The organism is Actinomadura sp. KC216 (genome assembly GCF_004348535.1).
Taxonomy (GTDB): domain Bacteria; phylum Actinomycetota; class Actinomycetes; order Streptosporangiales; family Streptosporangiaceae; genus Spirillospora.
Genome location: NZ_SMJX01000202.1, coordinates 1 through 15,258 on the forward strand (window position 1 = coordinate 1; position 15,258 = coordinate 15,258).

The following is a 15,258-nucleotide window of genomic DNA, read 5'->3' on the forward strand; positions in this document are numbered from 1 at the left end:
GGTTGGGGACGAGCTGCGGGGCGGTCATGCGAGCGCTTCCGCGGTGAACAGTCCGTCAGCGACGGGTAGCGGCCGGTTGGACCAGAGGACCTCCGTGCGCGCCGACCACTGCGCGGCCTGGCCGGTGGCGGTGGCGATCTCGTGCCGGTGCCAGTCGCGGTACAGGTCGTCGTACAGGTCGCTGTGGTAGCCGGACAGGACGACGGCGGCGCGGCACTCGGCAAGGTGCTTGGCGAGCTCGCTGTGCTCAGCCACGGAGCCCATCTCGTGCCGGTAGTTCCGGGCACGGGTCGACCCGAGGTACGGCGGGTCGACGTACAGCAGGACGTCGGGCTGTGCGCCGTAGGCGTCGATGACGTCGAGGGCGGGGCGGCATTCGAGGGACACGCGGGCGAGGCGCTCGGCGGCGGCGGCCATCCGGTTGACGTAGCCGTCGAGGTAGCCGGGCATCGACGTGGACGACCCGGCGGGGTCGACGTAGAAGCGCCAGCCGGTGCGGCGGAGGGTGCCGCTGCGTCCTTGGGCGAGCCGGATCCAGACGCGGCGGGCGACTTCGAGCTGCCGGTCGGGGTGGTCGTCCGGGACTGGCGTGTAGGCCTCGAGGTGTTCGGCGCGGGCGTGCGGGGTGAGGGCGCACACGCGTTCGAGGTCGGCGGGGCGGTCGCGGAGGATGCGCCAGAAGGTCATGAGGTCGCCGTCGAGGTCGTTGACGGTCTCCATGCGGGATGGCCGCTTGGCGAGCAGGATGGCCAGGGATCCGGCGTAGGGCTCGACGTAGTGCTCGTGTTCGGGCAGGAGGTCGACGATGCGCTGGGCGATGGTGACCTTCGCGCCGTAGTAGGCCAGGGGCGGCTTCACGTCAGCTCCAGTTGTTCGGGCCCGGCCGGGGTCGCAGGCTCCGGCTTCGGGCGTGCGGGTGCGGGCTTGGGTTTCCACGGCTCGACGTGGGCGTAGCGGCGTTGCAGCACGGCAACGCGCTCGCGGCGGCGCTGGGATGGGGGCTGCGCGCGGATCGCGGTGAGGATCCGTTCGGCGCTCACGACGCCTCCGCTTCCCCGGCGGCGGCGCGGGCCGCCCAGATGGTGATCTTGTGCTCGTCCATCACGCCCGGCGTCGCCTGTAGGTCGGGAAACCCCTGCGCGGCCTGCGCGTCGCCGAGCAGGTGGTCGCGGGCGTCGGCGAGCGCGGCCGCGCCGTGGTCGGGCGCGGTGAGGAGCCGTTCGACGGCGTCCCGGTAGAGGCGCAGCGCAGCGGACTCGGCATCGCGTTCGGCGGCGTCCTGGCGGGCCTTGGCCTCTCTCGCGGCCCGGTACTGGGCGAGGACGGCGCGGGCGTGGGGGTTGCCTTCGGGGTCGGCGGCGCTGGCGAGGATCGCGGCGCGGGGGGCGTGGCCGTCGGCAATGCCGGTCTGCTGGGCGCGGAGCCCGTCCAGGTACGCCTTGGGTCCGGCGTCGGGGTGGACGGGCGGTGGTGCGGGGTGCAGGCCGGGCCCAGCGGGGCCGATGCGGTCGCCGCGGCTGCGCTTGACCTCTTCGCGGATCTCGGCGGGCGCGACGAACGGCTGCCGCTGCGCGACGGTCTTGGCTGCGGCGCGGCAGTCGTCCAGGCGGAGGTCGCCGAGCAGGTCGTGCCAGGCGTCGGGGGTGTAGGTGTCCATGGCCTGCTGGGGGCAGCAGGCTTTGACGTAGCGGCAGAGCGCGACGGCTTCTTCGTGGTTCACCGGTGTCCTTCCTGTGCGTCGCGGGCGCGTGCGCGCTGCATGGCGTCGGCGAACAGGTCGTCGGTGGCCTGCTGGCGGGGGTCGGTGGGTAGTGGTGCGGGCGCGGGTTCTTCTTCGTCGGTCCACCGTTCGGCGTTGAGCCATGTGGAGGCGTGGGCGGTGTAGCGGATATCGGCGGTGGTGCGGCGTGGGTCGGTGGCGTATCGGCGGGCGCCCCAGATGATTTCTTCGGGGTCGGCGCCGTTCTTGATGGCCTTCGCCCATGCTTTTCGGGCGGCGCCTTTGGCGATTCGGCGGGGGTAGGCGTCCCAGAATTCGGGGAACCGGTCGGGGTCGTCTCGCACACTCGCGCCCGCGGACGCGGGCGTTTGTGAGCGAAGCGAGGGCTTTTCATTCATCTCGTTGAAGAGATTGACCACGACGCCGCCTTGCCGACTGTCGTCGGCGTCGGCTGGCGCCGTAGTGCTACCTAGGTCAGCCGTCTTAGAGTGCGCGCGCGCGTGATCCTTATAAGGGGCGCGATTCTCAGCGGGCCGGACGGGGGGCCCGCTGAGAACTGGGGGTGTCCGATTCTCAGGGTCCTGTGGATCGGCCCGCTGAGAATCTTCAGCGGGCCGGACGGGGGGCCCGCTGAGACGGCGTTCAGTGGGCCCCCCGGGGGTCCCGCTGAGGTGCGCGGGCAGCGTGGCCTGATACACGGCGGCGCGGTACTTCTGGCCGCGGGCGACCCGCTCCAGGAACCCCGCTTCGATGGCGCCCTTGTACCTGTCGTTGATCTTTCGCGGGTTCCGGCCGAGCATTTCCGCGAGGTCTTCGCGCGGCATGGCGACCTGGCCGTCGTCGTCCATTTCGGTGGACAGGGCGAGCAGGGCGACGCGCACGGTATCGGTGATCAGCGGAGTGCGGAACACTTCGCGGAGCCACCGTTCCCGGTACGTTTCCTTGCTCAACGTGGGCGCCTTTCAGAACAGCGTGACGGGAGCTTCATCGGGGTCGGGCTGGAGCGCCTGCTCGGTGACGTTCGGTCCGGCGCCTGCGACCCAGCGGCGGGTTTCGCGCCGGTGGGTGTCGCAGGTGGTGGCGGCGCGGTGCACGCCTCCGGCTCCGCCCCGGCCGGTCAGGAGGACGGTGGCCGGGGCGGGGCACGGGACGGCGGAGCACTGCATCAGCGGGTGACGCCGTGCTCGGCAAAGATCGCGACGATGGTCGGGTCGTCCTCGAAGCGCTGCAACGAGTCGTGCTCGGTGTCCCAGTCCTCCTGGCGGAGTTCTTCGATCAGGTCACCGAGCACGCGCCGCTTGGTCTCCTCGGAGGCGTCGGCGTCGATGAGTGCCTGGGCGACCGGGTCGAAGATGCGGTAGCCCGCTGATCCCCAGCCCATCAGGCGCCGTCCACGGGGCCGTGGTTGAGCAGCGCGGTCAGCCCGTCGGCGACTTCCCGGAGCTCGTGCGCGGCCTCCGTCGCGGTCATGTTCGGGGTCGACACGGCCCGGTTGGCGTAGTGCTTCCAGTGGCGCAGCCCGGCACGGAGGCGCGCGACCTCGATTTCGGTGAGCATGCCCGCGGTGAGCTTGAGCGTGTCTTCCGACAGGGTGATCTCGCCGTCTTCTTCGAGCGTCCCCTGCGCGGTGCGCTGGAGGAAAAGGGCGCGCATCGCTTCGCGGATGGCGCCTTCCTGCTCCTTGTTGGGGATTTCCATGCCGGAGATGCGGAGCTTGACGGAGGCGTTCTTGTCGGAGTCGGGGGCTGGCTGGGTGCGTTCGGTGTGGGCGAGTTCGACGACGGCGAGGACGCGGACGCCGGGCCGGTCGTAGAGGGTCTTGGCGTGCGGTTCCAGGGCGGCGGCGGCGGCCTGTCCGCCGACCTTCCCTTCGATCTTCACGTCGGTCATGGCGTGCCTTTCCGGGTTAGGCTTCGGCTTGAGTCTTTCGACGAGGTCAAGCTGCGGATTTTCGTTTTGCGATATGCGGGGCGCGGAAATATTTGAGGGATTTCAGATATCGCGGATATCTATTTCGCGGCTCCTTTGGTCGCGTGGTAGCGGGCGGTCTTGATGCGGCTGTTGCAGGCCTTGCAGAACGAGTTGCGGCCGTCGGCGTTCTTCCGGTCGCGGTAGAACGCCTCCAGCGGCTTGACGTCCAGGCAGCGGCGGCACCACTTGTGCCCATCGGGCACGTCGGCCGCGACGGTGACCTTGCGGCGTGCGGCGCGTTCGGGTTCGGTGAGTCCGCCGCAGATGCCGCCGGGGTCGTCGCGGGGCGCCAGGGCGAGGACCCATTCGCGGCAGTGGTCGAGGACGGGGCAGTCGTCGCAGATGGCTTTGGCGGCCTGGATGAGGGTCGGGTTGCGTTCGTCGGCCGGGAGGTCCATGAATCGGCTCCAGTCGCGGCATGCGGCTTGCCGGTCCCAGGTGCCGGGCGCGAGGGTGGTCACGAGATCTCCCGGATGCGGATGACGGCGCCGGGGACGCGGAGCGGCGCGTCCGGGTCGTTGGTGTGGACTTTGCGGGCGTGGACGTCCACGACCTGCGAGTCGTCCTTGAACGCGCCAGCGTCGGTGAGGGCGTCGAAAGTTGATCTTTGGAGCTTGTCGACGTCGCCGGACGATCGGGTGATGGGCCAGATGCGGCGCCGTTTCGGCGCGGACTTGGGCGGGTCGAACACGAACGTGATGTCGAGCGTGACGGGCCCATCGATGCGGAGTAGTCCGGCCTGCGAGATGCCGCCGTAGGTCTCCAGGGACCGCACTTCGAGGCGGCGGATGGTGGCTTCCTTGACGGCTTCGCGCCAGGGGGCGACGCGTTTGGACTGTTCGATGAGGCGGCCGCCGCCGACGTGCCGCTTGGAGCCTTGGGGGGCGGGTTTGCCGAGGACGGTGATGGAGTATGGGGCACTCGGCCCGGCGGGGGCTTCCCCTCCCGCCGCCAGGCCAAGCTGCTCGTGGGTGGTCATGACGCTTGCTCCAAGTCCTCGCCGGTGATCGCCTCCACGAGCGCCGACACCAGGACCTCGGCAACCGGAGGGGTGACGGCGTTGCCGTACTGCCTCACCCGCTGCCGCTTGTTGCCGAGCACGATGTAGTCCGGTGCGAACGCCATTGCGGCGCCGATCTCGTGCGGCTCCAACATGCGGAACAGGACGTCGTCCAGGTCGACATCGGCCGCGCCCTCGGCGAGGGCGTACCGGTCGCGGGTCGGCAACGTCCCGATCGGCTCACCGGCCGGCCGGGCGGCGCCGTTGCCGTAGTAGGGGACGAGGAGTTGCCGATCACCGGCAACAAGCCCGTGATGGTTCCCGGACGCGGTGACGGTGGTCAGCGGGTCGTGAATCGGGCGGGCGTTCTCCTTGTCACCACCGCCACGCAGCGGGACGAGGAACGGCTCGACGAGCGTGGGCGGGTTGCTCGCCAGGATCGACGGCATCGGCTCGGCGACGGTCGCCGGGACGGAACGCCCCGCACAGGGCATCACCATGGGCAGCGCCATGCCGGTCTCGTTGCGGGCGGTCTGCGTGCGCAGCGGCGCCGACGCGGGTGCGGCCGTCTTCCCGGGGCGGCCCTCGACCGGCACCATCAGCGGCGGCACCGCTACGCCGTCGTTCTCCCGCGTCGTGCGGGCTGGCATCGGCTCCAGCACGGTCGTGGCGTCCTTCCGCCACGTCCCGCCCGCCGGGGTGAGGACAGGCGTCCAGTACCGATCGATCCCTGCCCTGATACGGGCCAGCGTCGCCGCGGCGAGCGGCTCGCCGCGGTCACCGATCCTCTTGCCCTTGAGCGTCCAGTCGATCGCGTGCAGCGCGGGCAGCACGTCGGGTTCGACGATCTGGTTGCGGCAGGTGGTGCGGGGGCACCGGTACACGTATTGCTGCCGGTAGCGGCCCATGACGGCGCCGGGCTTCTTGAACACCTGCATCGCCGAGACGACCTCGTCACAGGTCGGGCAGTACGCGCGCGGGGACAGCCACTTGCGCAGGTCCGGGCGGCGACCGAACGCCTTGTGGACGTACATGATGAACGCGCGGTCACGCGACTGCGGGGCCCGCCGTGTGCGGACCGGGCGGGCGTGCATGGAGTTGTAGGCGATGACGTACACGTCGTAGGGGCCGATCGCCTCGATCTCGCGGCGCCACCGCCCGAACTGGTCCCACTTGAGGAGCTGGATGACGTTCTCGACCACGCCCCCGAGGACGGGACGGCCCTTGTCGGCCCAGTGCCGCAGGTAGCGGGGAATCTCCTCCATGAGGGCGCGGGCCCGCGCGACGTTCTCCTCGGGGCCGTCCGGGCCGAACAGCACCTGCTGATTGGTCTTGTCGAAGTCGCGCTTCACCCCGCGGGCGTCTGTCCAGGGCGGGCAGGCCGGTGAGGCCCAGAACAGGTGCGCGTAGGGGAAGCGGGTGATGTCGGCTTCGACGACGTCGCCCTTGTAGTGCTCGACGTCGGGGAAGTTCGCGGCGTGCGAGGCGATGGCCATGTCGTCGTGGTTGGCGACGAAGATGAGCCGGACGCCGGGCACGTTGTCGGCGCCTTGGCTGGACCCTCCGGCGCCGGCGAACTCGTCGTAGGCGGTCAGGTCGCTGCCGATCTTCCAGCGGAGAAGGTAGGCCATCAGGCGGGCTCCGTCCCGTCGAGGGCGGTGATCGTGACGCAGGGCCATGGCACGGGCTCCTCGTAGACGTCGCGGCAGGCGCCGCACACGGTCCGGCCGCCGTGGCGTTCGGGCGGGTGCTGCTCGCGGACGCGCTTGACCTGCTCGCGGAGTTCGTCCCATTCGTGGACGTGCGGGGGTTTGCGGTTGGCCTGCCGCCATGTCTCGTCGGCCCAGTTGACGCAGGGGTGGCACATGCCGCATGGCTGGTCGAGCTTGGCGCGGAGCCGCTCCACCTCGGCACGGGCGGTGTCCCGCTCGGCCGTCAGCTTCTCGACGCCGCGCGGGATCTGGTCGTAGGCGTCCATGCCTTCGTCGGCCGCGCCGGGCAGCAGCTTCAGCAGGTAGCCGAGGAACTCGTCCGTGGCGTTCGCGGCGTCCTGGTAGGTGTCGTGCCACTCCTTGGCGTCCCTGCGCGCACGGTCTCGCTCGGCCTCGGCCTGCTCGGCGCGCTCGCGGTGGCGCTGGGCCAGTGCGTTGGTCGCGGGCGCGGCGGCCTGGTGACGCTCCAGCTCGGCGCGGAGCCGCTTCACGTCCCGTTCCCAGCCGTCCTCGGCGGTCTTGACCGCGGCGCGGAGCCGCTCCACCTCGGCCTCGATTCCGCGCAGCCGACGGATCTCGTCGTTCGCACTGGCCAGGTACTGGCGTAGGCGCTTCCGCTCGGCGCGGGCTTCGTCGAGGACGGGCTGTGCGGCATCGAGCGCGCACTCGATCGTGCCGTTGTTGTCGGTGGAGTAGTCGTCGATCGTCCGGCCGATGCGGTCGCGGATGGTCTTCATGTCACGGAGGGGCTTACGCATTGACGTCTCCGTCCTGCTCGTCGGCGGGCTGGTCATCGAGTCCGGCGATGAGGCCGACCTTTCGGAACGCCCCGGTGACGCGTCCGCCCTTGGGTTTCTCGTGCCGGGGCTTGCCGGTCGGCTCGGCGCGCGGCAGTGACGGCGGGGCGATGCCGGTGTCCGGGATGGTCATGGCCGGGTCGCCGGGCGGGGCGGGTGCGGCTAGCCACTCGGGGCATTCCTCCCGGCCGCCGTTGTCGACGTGGCCGATCTCGTCCAGGTGTTCGCCGACCCACTTCAGGTGGCCGCCGCACTTCGGGCACGGCCAGCGGGACACTTCGGCTGATGACAGGTCGTCCGGCCGCCCGTGCTCTCGGCACGGCTCGGACTCGACCGGCATCCCGCACACCCGCGACCCGTCGGGCATGTCGAGGCCGGGGCCGCCGGGCGGGACCGGTGCGGCGCACACGTACCCGCCGGGCGCGGCAGCGTCGGACCACACCTCGCCGACGGCGGGGCGCACAGCGGCGATGTGCTCGTGCGGGATGGTCTGCTCGCCTTCCGGCAGAGCGATCCGCACGTCGGCGGCGTCAGCACGGATGAGCCGTCCCGTGATGCGCTCGTCGGCGCTGGTGATGATCTCGACGCGGCGGCCGACGTGCGCGGAGTACGGGACGGGCTCCTCGCGCATGAGCCCGGTCGCGGCGTGCTGCTCGGCCGGGTCCGGCTCGATCAGCGCCGTCAGCTGCGCGGCCTGCTGCTCGGCCCATGCGGCGGACGCGGTGAGGCTGTCGTGCTCGGCCGTGACCTCCCGGGCGTGCTGCTCGGCGGCCTCTAGCTCGGCGCGCAGCCGGGCGACCTCGGCCTGCGCTTCGGTGAGCCGGGTAGCGGTCTTCTCGGCGCGGGTGCGCAGGTCCGTCGCGACGGTGAGGAGACCGTCACGCAGGTACGGGGACGGGGTGATCAGCGGCGCGGTCATGACCGGCCCCCGGCCTCGCGGACGGCGCGGGCGAGGTCGAGGCCGTAGGCGCTGCTCTCCGGCGCGACGGGCCGCACGTCCACGTGCGTCCACACCGCCACCGCGACGCCCCGATACACCGAGGCCGCCGACAGGTGGACCCACTCCTCACCGTGCTCGCCGCCCTGCGATCGCTGCACGTGCGCGTTGAAGAAGCGGGCGTAGTCGCCGACGTCGGCGCGGGCCTGCGCGTCGTCGCCGGGGCGGGACACGTGCCCGCTGAGGTGGCCGTGCTCGGTGATCGCCCACTCGGCGTCGGGGAGGGCCTGCTCCAGCAGGTGGAACAGGGCGAGGCTGGCGGCCATCTGCCGTCCGCGCGGGCTGTTCTCGCTTTGTAGGGTGTGCATGGCCGTGCTTCCTTCCAGTCGTTCGGCCGTTGCCGCCGTCCCGGGTCCAGCCGGGGCGGCGGTCCTGCTCTTACGTGCGGGGATGAGGCGCCGCCACCATGGGCGGCGCGAAGCAATGCGGGCACGGATCGCGGCCATGCCGTCACCGGACGGGACGACCCGGTCCGCGTGCTCGCCCAGGAGACGCCGGATCTGCTGCTCGCGGTGCCGGGCCTGCGCGCCATCGGCGGCGGTCACGATCCGGTCCCCTGGCACAGCGCGCAGTCCGGCGAGACGACCCCGCGCTGCACGTGATGCGTCTGATGACCACCCGAACGGCCCGCATCGCTGGCGTCGCGGTGAGAGCGCATGTCCGAGCCCTTCGGCGGCTCCGGCAGGTGCTCGAACCGGGCGGACAGCAGCGGCAGCCACCGGTCGTAGGACCGCGCCGTTCTGTCGTTCAGCTCGGCCTCGCGGGCCGCGTCCGTGACGAGCAGCCCACCGAACCGGCGGGACGCGTATGCGGCGATCCGCTCGGCGCGGGCCCGGCCGACCTCCGAGACCTCTTGCACCATCTCCGGCGTGACCTCATGCGCGTTCACGCCAGGGACTCCTGCCGCTCCGGAGCGAACGGGATAAGCGGCCACGCGCCCGTACATCCCTCCGCCTTCGCGTTCAGCGCGATCTGCTCATCCACGTCGCGCTGCTGCCGCGCCATCCGCCGGAAGTAGGCCGCAAGGGACGCGTCCTGCTCGACCTTCGCCGCGACCTGGTAGGCGTGGAGCTCGTCCAGGTCCAAGCGGGCGATCTGCGGGTGCCGCTGCGCGATCCGCCACGCCACCCGCGCCGCCGCGACCGCGTCGAACGACGCGTCATGTGCGCCGTCCAGCCGCACGCCGTAGTGCTCGCACGTGGCCGTGAGGGTCCGCTTGCCCTTGCGGTACTTGTCGAGGGCCTTGTCGAGCACGAACGGGTCGATCACCCTCATCTGGCCGGGATGCTGCGGGCCGATGACGCCGATGGAGTTCCGCCGCATCTCGCGATCCAGGACGGTGAAGTCGTAGACCGCGTTGAACGCGACGATCGGGACGCCGGCGGCTGTGGCCTCGCCGAGCTGCACGGCGATCTCGGTGATGCACTCGATCGGGTCCCGGCCCTCCGCCGTCGCCTTCTCCGTCGTGTATCCGTGGATCTCGGCCGCGCCGTCGGGGATGGGGCGGGTCGGCTTGAGGATCCAGGACTGCACGCCGGGTGCGTGCTGTCCGGTGCCGTCGATCTCGGCGACGCACGCCGTCACGATCCGGGCGTCCTGCGGGTCTGGGGAGTCCGTTTCGAGGTCGTAGGCCAGCATCGGGCCCAGGTGCCAGCCGCCCATCAGGCGCCGCCCCCGCTCAGCCGTCGGTCGCGCCGTTCGTACACGACGTCCACGTAGCTGCGGAACACCTGCCCGACGCGGCGGGCGATCTCGCAGCCCGTGCACCTGCACTCCAACCCGTCCGCGGGGAACGTGTTGTGGTCCTTGAGGACATCGTTGAAGGCGCGCTTGGCCAGCTCCCGCTCAGCGATGAACTCGTGACGGTCCTCGGCCATGTGCGCCTCGCGGCACATGCACGCCAACCGGTGGTCGGTGCATTCGCTGTAGCGCGGGTCGAGCGTGTTGTGGGGCAGGTCGGCGGTGAGCTCCTGGCCGTCCTGGAAGTGGATCGTCTTCTCGGGCATCAGGCGCCGCTCCCCGGCTTGCGGACCGGCGGCCACCCGCCCGTCTCGTCGGCCAACTGCGCGGCGGCGTCCGCGTCCGGGTCGACCGGCTCACTCTCGCCCGGCGGCTCCGGCTCGTCGTCCGGCTCGTCCCCGGCGAGGATCTCCGCCGCCGTCACCGGCTCGGCCGCGTACGTCGGTGCCGGGCGCCCAGCCCCGTCCAGCTCCTCGGCCACGTACGGCGCCGCATAGAGCACGTCCGCCGCGATCAGTCGGCAGATCTCGCCCGTCGCGCGGGCGATCAGCATTGTCTGCGGCTGCTTCTTCCACTGGTCCTTGCCGGTGAGGCCGAGCCGCTGCGCTCGCTCGATCGTCCATGTGACCGTCTGCCACTCATCGTCGCCGTGGCGGCGGCCCCGCATCACGCACCGCGTGTCGGACGACTCGACGAGCTGGACGGCGTGGCCCTGTGCCTGGACGAGCCCCCGCATGGCGTGGGCGCGCAGCGCGGGCGTGCCCTGGATGACGTCCATCGCCCGCAACGACGCCATGGGGCGGAGCCCGAGCTCCTGCCCGGTGAGGATCGCGGCGGCGATGTCGAACGGCTTCCCGCGCAGCGACGCCGGAACGAACGACGTCTTCGCCAGGGACGTAGCGATGCGGTGCGCCTGCTCCGCGTCGTACGCCCATGCGGCCAGTTCGCTGACGGGCCCGACCGGGGCGGGCGTGGGCGTGGGTGGGGACGTGTCGGGGGCCTGGTCTTCGCGTACGGTCAGCTCACCCATGGGCGGCCTCCAGATCATCGGCCGCCCACGGCGGCAGGGAAACGTGAACGATGTCGGTCGAGTAGCCCGGCCAGACGCCGGCCTCCGTGCACTCCTGGTAGATGTCGATCGCCCGCCGCGTCAGGGCGTGGCCGAGCGCGAGCGCGTCGGCGTCCAGCTCGGCGACCGTCACCACGTACGGCGGCGTCTTCTCCTGGACGATGAACACGAACGCGCTCGTCTCGTCCCCGAGGTCGAGGGCGCGGAGCCCGTCGAGATACCAGGCGGCCTGGACGTGGTAGCCGTGTTCGCGGACGGCGCGGCCGAACGCCCGCGGCTCCGCCGACACGGCGGTCTTGTAGTCGGGGACGATGACGCGGCCGCCGCGCTTCTCGCGGTGCCAGTCGAGCCGTGCGCGGCGGCGGACGCCGGTGTCCTTGTCGGCCCAGAACAGGCTGCGTTCCGCCTGCCCGCGTTCCAGCAGCCGCGCGGCAAGCGGATTGGCCTTCAGCGCGGCGGCCATCTCCCGGACGGTCGCCAGCTCGTGCGGCAGCAGCGGCGTCTTCCCCGCGGCGCGGGCCGCGTCGCGCTGCTGCTGCGCGGCCTTCGTCCGGTAGTCCTTGGCGTCCACCGCGACGATCGAGGACTCGTCGCCCTCCAGCACCACGGCGTGCGCCGCCGAGCCGAAGTCGAGCGCCTTCGTGGACGTCCGCTGCTCGGGGTGGTCCTTGTAGTGGCGGAACAGCGCCGGGCACGACGGCGGCAGCAGCCGCCGCGCCTCGCTGGACGACAGCGATCCGCCGGGGACGGGGTCGGCGTGGTAGACGTCGGCGTCGATGTCGTCGTAGGCGCCGGGCCGCTCGATCACCAGCGGCGCCGCCTCAGCCGCCGCCGTCACCGGGCACCGCCGGTCAGGTGCTCGATCGCCTCATCGATCGCCTCGCACGCGGTCCGCTCGATCAGGTCGGGGTCCCGCTCGTCCGGCGGCAGCGACGACAGGTCCACGTCGCCATCCCGGACCGGGATCGCGTTGAACAGCTGCTCGAACCACAGGGTCCGGTCGTCCTCCGGCAGGTGCGGCGCGAGGGCGTCGACGGCGGCCCACGTGATCGGGTCGTCGTCCTCGGGGCCGTTCAGGTACCAGCGGGCGAGGCGCTCCCACTGCGCGGCGATGACCTCGCGGGTCAGCAGCCCGGGGCGGGCGGGGGCCGCCTGCGCGGCGGCCCCCTCGATCAGCAGCGCGGTCACCGGCCCGCCTCCCGCTCGCTCGCGGCGGCGGCGCGCAGCTCCCGGACCACCTCATCGGCGTTGCGGACCGTGTCACTCCACGGGGCGATCCCGTACAGCACCACGTCCTGCGCCGTCTCGTGCTGCGCCGGGTCGAGCCCGAGCCGCTCGGCCAGCACCCCGACGGCGTCGGCGTAGGCGCCGGACGGCTCGCCGTCGTAGTCGGGGAAGAATCCGGCGGCGATGGCGAGCGCCCCGCCGGTGCACACCGGGCAGTCCACAGGCGACTTGTTGTCGGTCGGCACGTACCAGAGACCGGCCACCAGCCCGTTTCGTCCGATGACGTCGGTGGCCTTGTCGAGGATCTCGGAGACCTTCAGCGCGGCGGTCACGACGCACGCTCGATTCGCGCGACCATGTCCCGCAGCAGCCCCGCCGCGTCGTCGCGCTCCAGCTCCTCCATGACCTCGGCCAGGTCCGTCGCCTGCTGCGCGGTCAGCGACAGCGACCCGTCCCCGACCTTGAAGAACACCTTCGGCCCGGCGTCCATGGCGCGGGCGGTGGCGGTGAGCGGCTCGGACCAGGAGATCGACGCGTACAGGCCGAACGTCGGGGTGATGCCCCGGCCCTGGTGGTGCCGGTAGTCGGCGCTGTCGGCGTGGTCCCCGGCGCACCAGGCCGGGCAGGTCTTGGCTGTCGCGGTCTTGGTCGCGGCGCTCACAGGGCACCGCCGGTGATGTTGTCGACCGCGATCTCGTGCCGCACGCTCGCGGACGAATCCGGGTCCGACCAGACCGGCACATACCGCGCCCCGTACGTGCGCGCCGTCCCCTGCGCGGCCTCCCTGAGCACGTCGCCGGTGATGCCGTCCACGCCCTCGATCGCGCAGACCTTGGACAGCCAGCCGTCATGCCGCTCCACCACGGACAGGCGGCCGATCAGGCTCTCCCAGTCGTGCGCCACGCTCATCCATTGGCGGGCCGTCTCGCGGTCGACCTGCTCGATCGTGATCGTGTGGCCGTCCAGCTCGGCGCGGCGCCGGGTGATGCGCGGGTGTGCCGCCACGAACTCCGCGCGGGCCCGCTGCTTGGTTGTCTGCACGATGGCGTGCCAGCCGCCCCACCCGAGCGCCGTCGTGCCGGTCACCCCGGCCGCGACCGCGTAGGCGGCGTGGTAGTCCGCGACGGCCAGCCAGCCCGACAGGGGCAGCAGGACACCGGACGCGACGCCGGCGGCCGTGCAGCAGATCCGCGGGTGCCGCACTGCGGCGACCGCGGTCACCATCGCGGCGGCCGCCACGAGGGTGAGGATCAGGATCGGGTTCACGTTCTTCCTCCGTAGACTCCGGGGTGCGGACTTCCTCCGCACCCGGCCTCCGCCGCTAGCCCCGGCGGGGGCCGATCTGTGTTGGGGGTCAGGCGGTCTTGCGTGCCTTGTCGGTCAGGTAGGGGCGGAGCAGGACCGCCAGGCGGGCCTGTTCGCTGGTGGTGAGGGGGTGGGTTTCGCGGTCGCGGAGCCCGTCGTTCCAGCCCGCGGCGAACGCTTCGTCGCGGGTGCGGCAGATCCGCGGGGTGGGGGCGGCCATCAGTCGTCCTCACCGGGCCGAGGGGCGTCGTGCTGCGGGGTGTTGATGCAGACGACCCGCGTGGAGGGGTTCCACGCCCGGCAGACGGGGCAGATCCAGCCCTTGTCCGTCATCAGGCGCCCGCCGGGGTCACGGTCTGACGGGCGACGTATGCCTCGTAGCTGGCGACGGTCACGCGCACCGCGCCCTGCGGAGTGTCGGTGGTCTTGATCGCCTTGAGGAAGCCGCGCCGGATGTACCGATCCACGGTCTTCTCGCTGACGCGGAGCCGCTCCGCCACCTCCGCCTTAGTGAGGTACTGGGTCACCCCTGTCCTCCCTTGTCTAGAGATGGGCCCTGCTGTCATGAGCAAGGTACAACTCTAGACACCTCTGCGCAAGAGGCGGCTACGAAGGACACCTCTGGACACAGTTAGGCAGACCTAACCTGTCTAGAGATGTCCAAAGATGCGCCGCCCGTGCTACATCTGGAGACATGACTGAGCAGACCGATGCTCCCGCGCGTCCGCTCTATGACCGCCTGAGACGAATCCAGCTGGACAATGGCTGGACAGTCGTGCAGCTAGCAGAGAAGGCCGGCGTCGCGCGGGGCACCATCGACAACTGGAAGACCCAGCCGCGCAGCCCGCTGCCAGCCACCGTCAAGGACGTGGCTAAGAAGCTAGGAATCCCTTACCGCGAAGCCCTCGCACTCGCGGGCATTGAGACCGCTGACTCTCCCGTAACCCTCCGTCTAGCCGAGCGCCTCGCCGAGCTGGATGAGCGCTTGAGTGTCGCGACGGAGCCCAGCGAGGGCACGGTGAGGCTGACCGTCCACGTGAACCCGTCCGAGCCGGAGCCGGACTATCCGCCCGGCGGCCTGCGCAATCAGGCCGAGCGGATCATCTGGGCGATGGTGGACGAGCCGTGGCAGGTACGCCTGGCGCAGATCCTGGCCGGCCGGGAGGCCGAGACGCTCCCGGAGGTCAAGTCCACGGAACGGGCTGAATAAGGGCGCTAGCGGCGGGCCATTCGCTCGTGGCCGGATCAGGTCACCCTGTGATCGGTTTAGTGCACGTGCAGTGAGTCCCCGAAATCCCCCTGGTCACAGCGCTGCAACTCTCACCTAAGTGAACGTTCGCCCTCTAACTGGTGAACGGCGGACCTTATTGGCACGTGACAACCCGGGCTGACCTGGGCACGTCTCCCTGTCAATGGGGACAGCGCAGCGCAAGCGTGACGGGAGAACAAGGAGGTTCTCGCGGTGGAGGAGTCGCGCCCAGCCAGGATCGGCGACATCGAGGACATCGGTATTCGGATGACCGAACGCGTCATCACGGAGGTGACCGCACATCTCAGCGCCAAGATCGATCAGGCGCTCGCGGAAGTAGAGGCCAGGCTGCGCCAGCAGGATGCGCACATCGCGCAGCTCGGGTCGACCGTTCGGGTCGCCGCCGCGGCGGCCGCGACCAAGATGCTTCCGGGCCTCGCCGACGTGTCCACCGGCCCGCCCCCCAGCAGC

Annotated in this window: 26 protein-coding genes; 2 read left to right on the forward strand and 24 right to left on the reverse strand. The window is 71.2% G+C overall.

Translation table 11 applies throughout. The annotated features are described in order from the left end of the window. Positions 1–24: 24 nt before the first annotated feature. The 24 genes from E1264_RS28445 to E1264_RS28555 form a co-directional block, all read right to left on the reverse strand. Complete coding sequence (locus tag E1264_RS28445; protein WP_132178520.1) at positions 25–858, reverse strand: DNA adenine methylase; 834 nt, start codon at positions 856–858, stop codon at positions 25–27. After that, positions 855–1,040 carry a hypothetical protein gene (locus tag E1264_RS28450; protein ID WP_132178521.1) on the reverse strand — a complete coding sequence of 62 codons (186 nt, stop codon included), beginning with the start codon at positions 1,038–1,040 and terminating at the stop codon, positions 855–857. The genes E1264_RS28445 and E1264_RS28450 overlap by 4 nt, the downstream gene beginning before the upstream one ends. Beyond that, positions 1,037–1,720, reverse strand: a complete 684-nt coding sequence (locus tag E1264_RS28455; RefSeq protein ID WP_132178522.1) for a hypothetical protein — start codon at positions 1,718–1,720, stop codon at positions 1,037–1,039. Before E1264_RS28455 ends, E1264_RS28450 begins: the two co-directional genes overlap by 4 nt. Continuing rightward, the gene (locus E1264_RS28460; RefSeq protein WP_132178523.1) at positions 1,717–2,670 is read right to left on the reverse strand and encodes a hypothetical protein; all 954 of its coding nucleotides are present in this window, start codon (positions 2,668–2,670) and stop codon (positions 1,717–1,719) included. Before E1264_RS28460 ends, E1264_RS28455 begins: the two co-directional genes overlap by 4 nt. Before the next feature lie 12 nt (positions 2,671–2,682). Further along, positions 2,683–2,886, reverse strand: coding sequence for a hypothetical protein (locus E1264_RS28465; protein WP_132178524.1), 204 nt, complete (start codon positions 2,884–2,886; stop codon positions 2,683–2,685). Next, the gene (locus tag E1264_RS28470; RefSeq protein WP_132178525.1) at positions 2,886–3,101 is read right to left on the reverse strand and encodes a hypothetical protein; all 216 of its coding nucleotides are present in this window, start codon (positions 3,099–3,101) and stop codon (positions 2,886–2,888) included. Before E1264_RS28470 ends, E1264_RS28465 begins: the two co-directional genes overlap by 1 nt. After that, complete coding sequence (locus E1264_RS28475; protein ID WP_132178526.1) at positions 3,101–3,610, reverse strand: hypothetical protein; 510 nt, start codon at positions 3,608–3,610, stop codon at positions 3,101–3,103. The genes E1264_RS28470 and E1264_RS28475 overlap by 1 nt, the downstream gene beginning before the upstream one ends. A 119-nt stretch (positions 3,611–3,729) precedes the next feature. After that, the gene (locus E1264_RS46030; protein ID WP_279491533.1) at positions 3,730–4,152 is read right to left on the reverse strand and encodes a WhiB family transcriptional regulator; all 423 of its coding nucleotides are present in this window, start codon (positions 4,150–4,152) and stop codon (positions 3,730–3,732) included. Further along, entirely contained in the window at positions 4,149–4,670 is a 522-nt protein-coding gene (locus E1264_RS28485; RefSeq protein ID WP_132178527.1) for a RusA family crossover junction endodeoxyribonuclease, read from the reverse strand. The genes E1264_RS46030 and E1264_RS28485 overlap by 4 nt, the downstream gene beginning before the upstream one ends. Beyond that, a complete protein-coding gene (locus tag E1264_RS28490; RefSeq protein WP_132178528.1) occupies positions 4,667–6,322 on the reverse strand; it encodes a DNA cytosine methyltransferase in 1,656 nt (551 codons plus the stop codon). The genes E1264_RS28485 and E1264_RS28490 overlap by 4 nt, the downstream gene beginning before the upstream one ends. Further along, positions 6,322–7,161, reverse strand: coding sequence for a hypothetical protein (locus E1264_RS28495; protein ID WP_132178529.1), 840 nt, complete (start codon positions 7,159–7,161; stop codon positions 6,322–6,324). Before E1264_RS28495 ends, E1264_RS28490 begins: the two co-directional genes overlap by 1 nt. Beyond that, entirely contained in the window at positions 7,154–8,119 is a 966-nt protein-coding gene (locus tag E1264_RS28500) for a hypothetical protein (protein WP_132178530.1), read from the reverse strand. Before E1264_RS28500 ends, E1264_RS28495 begins: the two co-directional genes overlap by 8 nt. Next, on the reverse strand, positions 8,116–8,742 hold the full coding sequence (locus E1264_RS28505; RefSeq protein WP_132178531.1) for a hypothetical protein: 627 nt from the start codon (positions 8,740–8,742) through the stop codon (positions 8,116–8,118). Before E1264_RS28505 ends, E1264_RS28500 begins: the two co-directional genes overlap by 4 nt. Then, complete coding sequence (locus E1264_RS28510; RefSeq protein WP_132178532.1) at positions 8,739–9,086, reverse strand: hypothetical protein; 348 nt, start codon at positions 9,084–9,086, stop codon at positions 8,739–8,741. The genes E1264_RS28505 and E1264_RS28510 overlap by 4 nt, the downstream gene beginning before the upstream one ends. Further along, positions 9,083–9,859, reverse strand: coding sequence for an exonuclease domain-containing protein (locus E1264_RS28515; RefSeq protein ID WP_132178533.1), 777 nt, complete (start codon positions 9,857–9,859; stop codon positions 9,083–9,085). The genes E1264_RS28510 and E1264_RS28515 overlap by 4 nt, the downstream gene beginning before the upstream one ends. Further along, a complete protein-coding gene (locus E1264_RS28520) occupies positions 9,859–10,203 on the reverse strand; it encodes a hypothetical protein (protein ID WP_132178534.1) in 345 nt (114 codons plus the stop codon). The genes E1264_RS28515 and E1264_RS28520 overlap by 1 nt, the downstream gene beginning before the upstream one ends. Continuing rightward, positions 10,203–10,967: a hypothetical protein gene (locus tag E1264_RS28525; protein WP_132178535.1), complete on the reverse strand. Its 765-nt coding sequence runs from the start codon at positions 10,965–10,967 to the stop codon at positions 10,203–10,205. The genes E1264_RS28520 and E1264_RS28525 overlap by 1 nt, the downstream gene beginning before the upstream one ends. Then, positions 10,960–11,844 (reverse strand): PD-(D/E)XK nuclease-like domain-containing protein, encoded by an 885-nt coding sequence (locus E1264_RS28530; RefSeq protein WP_132178536.1) that lies wholly within the window; start codon positions 11,842–11,844, stop codon positions 10,960–10,962. Before E1264_RS28530 ends, E1264_RS28525 begins: the two co-directional genes overlap by 8 nt. Next, positions 11,841–12,194, reverse strand: coding sequence for a hypothetical protein (locus tag E1264_RS28535; protein WP_132178537.1), 354 nt, complete (start codon positions 12,192–12,194; stop codon positions 11,841–11,843). The genes E1264_RS28530 and E1264_RS28535 overlap by 4 nt, the downstream gene beginning before the upstream one ends. Continuing rightward, positions 12,191–12,565: a hypothetical protein gene (locus E1264_RS28540; protein ID WP_132178538.1), complete on the reverse strand. Its 375-nt coding sequence runs from the start codon at positions 12,563–12,565 to the stop codon at positions 12,191–12,193. Before E1264_RS28540 ends, E1264_RS28535 begins: the two co-directional genes overlap by 4 nt. Continuing rightward, positions 12,562–12,894 carry a hypothetical protein gene (locus E1264_RS28545; RefSeq protein ID WP_132178539.1) on the reverse strand — a complete coding sequence of 111 codons (333 nt, stop codon included), beginning with the start codon at positions 12,892–12,894 and terminating at the stop codon, positions 12,562–12,564. The genes E1264_RS28540 and E1264_RS28545 overlap by 4 nt, the downstream gene beginning before the upstream one ends. Further along, positions 12,891–13,499 (reverse strand): hypothetical protein, encoded by a 609-nt coding sequence (locus E1264_RS28550; protein ID WP_132178540.1) that lies wholly within the window; start codon positions 13,497–13,499, stop codon positions 12,891–12,893. Before E1264_RS28550 ends, E1264_RS28545 begins: the two co-directional genes overlap by 4 nt. 88 nt (positions 13,500–13,587) lie before the next feature. Then, on the reverse strand, positions 13,588–13,758 hold the full coding sequence (locus tag E1264_RS43770; protein WP_165964423.1) for a hypothetical protein: 171 nt from the start codon (positions 13,756–13,758) through the stop codon (positions 13,588–13,590). A gap of 112 nt (positions 13,759–13,870) precedes the next feature. Then, positions 13,871–14,065, reverse strand: a complete 195-nt coding sequence (locus tag E1264_RS28555; protein ID WP_165964424.1) for a helix-turn-helix domain-containing protein — start codon at positions 14,063–14,065, stop codon at positions 13,871–13,873. Between the two features lie 167 nt (positions 14,066–14,232). Between E1264_RS28555 and E1264_RS28560 the strand changes: the two genes are divergently transcribed. Together E1264_RS28560 and E1264_RS28565 are read left to right on the forward strand one after the other, a co-directional pair. Then, the gene (locus E1264_RS28560) at positions 14,233–14,748 is read left to right on the forward strand and encodes a helix-turn-helix transcriptional regulator (protein ID WP_132178542.1); all 516 of its coding nucleotides are present in this window, start codon (positions 14,233–14,235) and stop codon (positions 14,746–14,748) included. 252 nt (positions 14,749–15,000) lie between these two features. After that, positions 15,001–15,258 (forward strand): hypothetical protein (locus E1264_RS28565; protein WP_132178543.1); only part of this gene is annotated, 258 nt, incomplete at its 3' end.

Coding starts and splice junctions, on each gene's coding strand:
- E1264_RS28495 (WP_132178529.1), bottom strand. CDS start 7,161: ATGCGTAAGCCCCTCCGTGACATGAAGACCATCCGCGACCGCATCGGC.
- E1264_RS28485 (WP_132178527.1), bottom strand. CDS start 4,670: ATGACCACCCACGAGCAGCTTGGCCTGGCGGCGGGAGGGGAAGCCCCC.
- E1264_RS43770 (WP_165964423.1), bottom strand. CDS start 13,758: ATGGCCGCCCCCACCCCGCGGATCTGCCGCACCCGCGACGAAGCGTTC.
- E1264_RS28500 (WP_132178530.1), bottom strand. CDS start 8,119: ATGACCGCGCCGCTGATCACCCCGTCCCCGTACCTGCGTGACGGTCTC.
- E1264_RS28560 (WP_132178542.1), top strand. CDS start 14,233: ATGACTGAGCAGACCGATGCTCCCGCGCGTCCGCTCTATGACCGCCTG.
- E1264_RS28525 (WP_132178535.1), bottom strand. CDS start 10,967: ATGGGTGAGCTGACCGTACGCGAAGACCAGGCCCCCGACACGTCCCCA.
- E1264_RS28470 (WP_132178525.1), bottom strand. CDS start 3,101: ATGGGCTGGGGATCAGCGGGCTACCGCATCTTCGACCCGGTCGCCCAG.
- E1264_RS28465 (WP_132178524.1), bottom strand. CDS start 2,886: ATGCAGTGCTCCGCCGTCCCGTGCCCCGCCCCGGCCACCGTCCTCCTG.
- E1264_RS28490 (WP_132178528.1), bottom strand. CDS start 6,322: ATGGCCTACCTTCTCCGCTGGAAGATCGGCAGCGACCTGACCGCCTAC.
- E1264_RS28515 (WP_132178533.1), bottom strand. CDS start 9,859: ATGGGCGGCTGGCACCTGGGCCCGATGCTGGCCTACGACCTCGAAACG.
- E1264_RS28475 (WP_132178526.1), bottom strand. CDS start 3,610: ATGACCGACGTGAAGATCGAAGGGAAGGTCGGCGGACAGGCCGCCGCC.
- E1264_RS28520 (WP_132178534.1), bottom strand. CDS start 10,203: ATGCCCGAGAAGACGATCCACTTCCAGGACGGCCAGGAGCTCACCGCC.